Source organism: Actinomadura sp. KC216, assembly GCF_004348535.1.
Lineage (GTDB): Bacteria > Actinomycetota > Actinomycetes > Streptosporangiales > Streptosporangiaceae > Spirillospora.
Genome location: NZ_SMJX01000488.1, coordinates 1 through 4,382, shown reverse-complemented (window position 1 = coordinate 4,382; position 4,382 = coordinate 1). Strand labels below are relative to the sequence as shown.

The 4,382-nt window shown below is 71.4% G+C and carries 4 protein-coding genes; 3 read left to right on the top strand and 1 reads right to left on the bottom strand.

Features of this window, described 5'->3' with window-relative positions; translation table 11 throughout:
* From E1264_RS40650 to speB, 3 genes are all read left to right on the top strand, one after another.
* The coding region (locus E1264_RS40650) for a thioesterase domain-containing protein (RefSeq protein WP_243711478.1) at nt 1–1,392 on the top strand (1,392 nt) is incomplete at its 5' end.
* Nucleotides 1,393–1,420: 28 nt separating this feature from the next.
* Nucleotides 1,421–2,758, top strand: a complete 1,338-nt coding sequence (gene ccrA, locus E1264_RS40645) for a crotonyl-CoA carboxylase/reductase (protein ID WP_132182593.1) — start codon at nt 1,421–1,423, stop codon at nt 2,756–2,758.
* Between the two features lie 95 nt (nt 2,759–2,853).
* Nucleotides 2,854–3,888, top strand: a complete 1,035-nt coding sequence (gene speB, locus E1264_RS40640) for an agmatinase (RefSeq protein WP_132182591.1) — start codon at nt 2,854–2,856, stop codon at nt 3,886–3,888.
* Nucleotides 3,889–3,940: 52 nt separating this feature from the next.
* Here the strand turns inward: speB and E1264_RS40635 are convergent, their stop codons facing one another.
* Nucleotides 3,941–4,294 (bottom strand): PRC-barrel domain-containing protein, encoded by a 354-nt coding sequence (locus tag E1264_RS40635; protein ID WP_132182589.1) that lies wholly within the window; start codon nt 4,292–4,294, stop codon nt 3,941–3,943.
* Nucleotides 4,295–4,382 lie beyond the last annotated feature (88 nt).

Sequence of the window (4,382 nt, the reverse complement as noted above, 5' to 3'; positions counted from 1 at the left end):
GCGCTCGACGGCCTCGATCCCGCGACCGCCCGCATGATGGTCGCCGCGCAGGTCAGGCACAGGATCGCGGCCGTTCTCGGGTTCGCGCCGGAGCGGCTCGACGCGTCCGTCCCGCTGACCGATCTCGGCCTCGACTCGCTCGTCGCGGTCCGGATCAAGAGCGGCATCGAGCACGACCTCGGCCTGACGGTTCCCGCATCCGTGCTCCTACGCGGCGCGAGCGTCAAGGCTCTGGAGGAATGGGCAGCCGACGAACTCGGCCTTCCGGTTCCGGCGGTGGCCGCGCCGCCCGTGGCGGAGGCCGGTGCCGGGTACGTCATGCCGCGCGATGCCGCCGAGCGACTCGCCGTCCGGATCTTCGAGGACGTTCTCGGCCTTGACCGCGTAGGCGTCACCGCCGACTTCTTCAACGAACTCGGCGGCCGGGACCACCACGCCGACGAGATCGTGGACCGGGTCGCGGCCGAACTCGCCCGCCAGGCGGCCAAACCCAAGCCCATCGGCCGCGACGAGCTGTTCGCCGTCCCCACGGCCGAGCATGTCGCCGAGTTCATCCGGGCCGCGGACGAGGAGGCGGCCCGGCGGACCGTCCGTCCGCTGAAGGCGGCGAAACCGTCCGGGAACCGCCGTCCGATCTTCATCGCGCATCCCGCCGGCGGCACGACGGCCTGCTACCGCCCGCTGGCCGACCTGCTCGACGACGACCAGCCGGTCTTCGGGCTGGAACGGTTCGAGGACGCGCCGCCCGTCGAGGAGCGCGCCGCCCGCTACGTCCGGCATCTGGTGGAGGCGCAGCCGGAGGGCGCGTTCCGGCTCGGCGGCTGGTCGTTCGGCGGCGTCCTCGCCTACGAGACGGCCCGCGGGCTCCGGCGGGCCGGGCGCGAGGTCGAGTTCGTGGCGCTGTTCGACGCGGGGCTGCCGCGGCCGGTCGACGACGAGTCCGACACGCTCGCCCGCCGGTTCTCCGCGTTCGCCGACTACATCAACGAGACGTACGGCATGGACGTCACCCTCACCTACGAGGAGCTGTCCGGGCTGGACGAGGAAGCACAGTTCGCGCTGGTCATGGAGCGTGCCGCACCCCTCGTGGACCACATCCCGCCTGCCGCGCTCACCCACCAGCTCACGTCCCACCAGGACACCCGTTCCCTGGAGGCGTACCGGCCCGGGCCGTACGGCGGCCGCGTCATCCTGTACCGCGCGCCCGAGGAGACCCCCTGGGCCGTCCGGGATGCCCGCTATGTACTCGACGGGACCAACGGTTTCGGCGATCTCTGCCCCGACCTGGAGATCGTCACGATCCCCGGGACGCACCACCTCAACCTGCTCGACCCGCCAGGCGTGGACGTTCTCGCCGCGCACCTGGAGCGCCGACTCACCGCCGACCGCTGAAGGCCACCCCCGACAAAGGACATCCCCCATGGCTGCTCAAAACGGCTCGTCCCACGTCCTGCTCGACGCCGTACGGTCCGGTGCGAGCGGGCCCGAGCTGCGGGAGATCGAGCTGCCGACCCGGTTCCGGGCCGCGTTCACCCGCAAGGACGAGGTCGGGATCTTCGAGGGGCACGCCGACAAGGACGTCCGCCGCTCGCTGCACGTCGGCGAGGTCGAGATGCCGGAACTGGCGCCGGACGAGTGCGTCGTCGCCGTGATGTCCGCCGCGATCAACTTCAACACCGTCTGGTCGGCGACCTTCGAGCCCGTCCCGACGTTCGCGTTCCTGGAGCGGTTCGGGCGGCAGGGCCGGCACGGCGCCCGCCACGACCTGCCGTACCACGTCCTCGGCTCGGACGGCGCGGGCGTCGTCGTCCGGACGGGCAGCGGCGTGAAGCGCTGGAATCCCGGAGACAAGGTCGTCCTGTCCCCGTGCTACGTGGACGAGGAGGACCACGGCTCCTACGACGACGGCATGATGTCGGAGTCCCAGCTGGCCTGGGGGTTCGAGACGAACTTCGGGTCGCTCGGCGAGTTCTGCGTCGTCAAGGCCAACCAGCTGATCCGCAAGCCGGCGCACCTCACCTGGGAGGAGGCGGGCTCCACGACCCTGTGCGCCGCCACCGCCTACCGGATGCTCGTCGGGTCGCACGGTGCCCGGATGAAGCAGGGCGACGTCGTGCTGGTCTGGGGCGCGACCGGTGGGCTCGGCTCGTTCGCGACGCAACTCGTCAAGAACGGCGGCGGCATTCCGGTCGGGGTCGTGTCGTCGGAGGAGAAGGCGGAGATCGCCCGGGCGCAGGGCTGCGAGCACGTCATCGACCGCAGCGAGCTGGACCTCGGCGAGCAGGGCTTCCGCCACCCGAAGGCCGGGCGGATGCTCGGCGAGGCGATCCGCCGCCTCGTCGGCGAGGACCCGGGCATCGTGTTCGAGTACCTCGGCCGCGAGACGTTCGGCGCGTCCGTCTACGTCGCCCGGCGCGGCGGCACGATCGTCACCTGCGGGTCGTCCACCGGATACCGGCACGAGTACGACAACCGCTTCCTGTGGATGCGCCTCAAGAGCATCATCGGCTCGCACGGCTTCAACTACCACGAGGCCGTCGAGACGAACCGCCTCATCGGCCTCGGCATGATCCATCCGACGCTCTCAAAGGTGTTCCCGCTGGACGAGGCCGGGGAGGCGACGCGGGCCGTCCAGACGAACCAGCACGTCGGAAAGGTCGCCGTCCTCTGCGGCGCGACGTCCGAAGGCCAAGGCGTGGACGACCCGGCTCTCCGCGAACGAATAGGCGAGAAGACCCTGACCCTGTACCGCCGCTGACCTCCCGGGGGCCGCCGCACGCGCGCGCGTGTCATAGATCGCGCTGTGCCGGGCAGGGTGGCTGGAAGCCGGGCCATCGGATCGGGGGAGCGCGGATGACGTCCAGCGGGCAGGGCGAGCGGTATGGGCCGCAGTTCGGCCCGGACATCACGTTCCTGGGGGTGCCGCGCTGCACCTGGACGGACCCGTCGACGTACGCCGACGCCGACGTGGTCGTCCTCGGGGCCCCGTTCGACGGCGGCACGTCCCACCGGCCGGGAACGCGGTTCGGCCCACGGTATATCCGGCAGACCTGCTACCTGCCGTCCAACGGGTCGCGGCCGTCGCTGGCGCTGCGGGTGGACGGCCTGCACGGCGACCTGACGGTCTACGACGCCGGAGACGTGGAGATGTACTCCGGCGACGCCGAACGTTCCGTCCGCGACCTGCAAGAAGCCGTCCACACCGTGGCCCGGACCGGGACGATCCCGCTGATCCTGGGCGGCGACCACACCATCGCCTGGCCCGACGCGGCGGGCGTCGCGCAGCATCTAGGGGCGGGACGCGTCTCGATGGTCCACTTCGACGCGCATGCCGACACCGGCGACATCGCCTTCGGGTCGCTGGTCGGGCACGGGCAGCCGATGCGGAGGCTGATCGAGTCCGGCGCGGTGCGCGGTGACCGGTTCCTTCAACTGGGTCTGCGCGGCTACTGGCCCGGCCCGGAGACGCTGGCCTGGATGGCCGAGCAGGGCATGCGGTCCTACGAGATGACGGAGATCGTCGCCCGCGGCCTGGACGAATGCCTGACCGAGGCGTTCCAGATCGCGACCGACGACTGCGACGGGGTGTTCCTGTCGGTCGACATCGACGTCTGCGACCCCGGTCACGCCCCCGGCACCGGCACGCCCGAACCCGGCGGCCTCACCGCCCGGCAACTGCTGGACGCGGTACGCCGCGTCGCCTACGAACTCCCCGTCGCCGGTATCGACGTCGTCGAGGTCTCTCCGCCCTACGACAGCGCCGACATCACGTCCGCCCTGGCCAACCGCGTCGTGCTGGAGGCCCTGTCGGGCATCGCCCGCCGCCGCCGCGACGCCCGCGACGGCACCGCCTGGGACCCTCGCCAGCCCCTCCTCGACGGCCGCTGACCGCGAGGGCTGCCCTGCCCGAACCCTGCCCGAACCGGCCGCCGCCGGCCGATCAGCGACGCGCCAGCCGCCGCTCGCTCGGGGCCGCTCTGTACGGCAGGTCGTAATGCTCGAAGAGCGCCTGCTCGTCCTCGGCGAGGAGCTCGCCGTCCGTGCCGATCGACGGAGCGTTCTTGACCTGCTTCTTCGCCTGGGCGACCCGGAGGTGCCGCGGCCCGACCGTCGCCCCCGCGGTGGGCGCGAACACCAGCCGCTGCCGCGTCGGAAGGCCGATCTTGATCGTGACGAACGACGGCTGGTCGGTCCCGGTGTCGACGTACACCGCCTCCAGCTCGCCGATCTTGCTTCCGGACGCGTCGATCACGTCGTGGCCCCGCCACTCCCGAATGTCCTCGACCTCGAACATGTCACACATCCAGCCCGTCAGGTCCCACTTCATCAGGCCCTACATCTACCCAGCTCACGGAAGATATGTCCGCGGACCCCTACCAAGC

What these genes read in the sequence shown, in the direction of transcription:
- ccrA (WP_132182593.1), top strand. Translation starts at nt 1,421, where the DNA reads ATGGCTGCTCAAAACGGCTCGTCCCACGTCCTGCTCGACGCCGTACGG.
- speB (WP_132182591.1), top strand. Translation starts at nt 2,854, where the DNA reads ATGACGTCCAGCGGGCAGGGCGAGCGGTATGGGCCGCAGTTCGGCCCG.
- E1264_RS40635 (WP_132182589.1), bottom strand. Translation starts at nt 4,294, where the DNA reads ATGTTCGAGGTCGAGGACATTCGGGAGTGGCGGGGCCACGACGTGATC.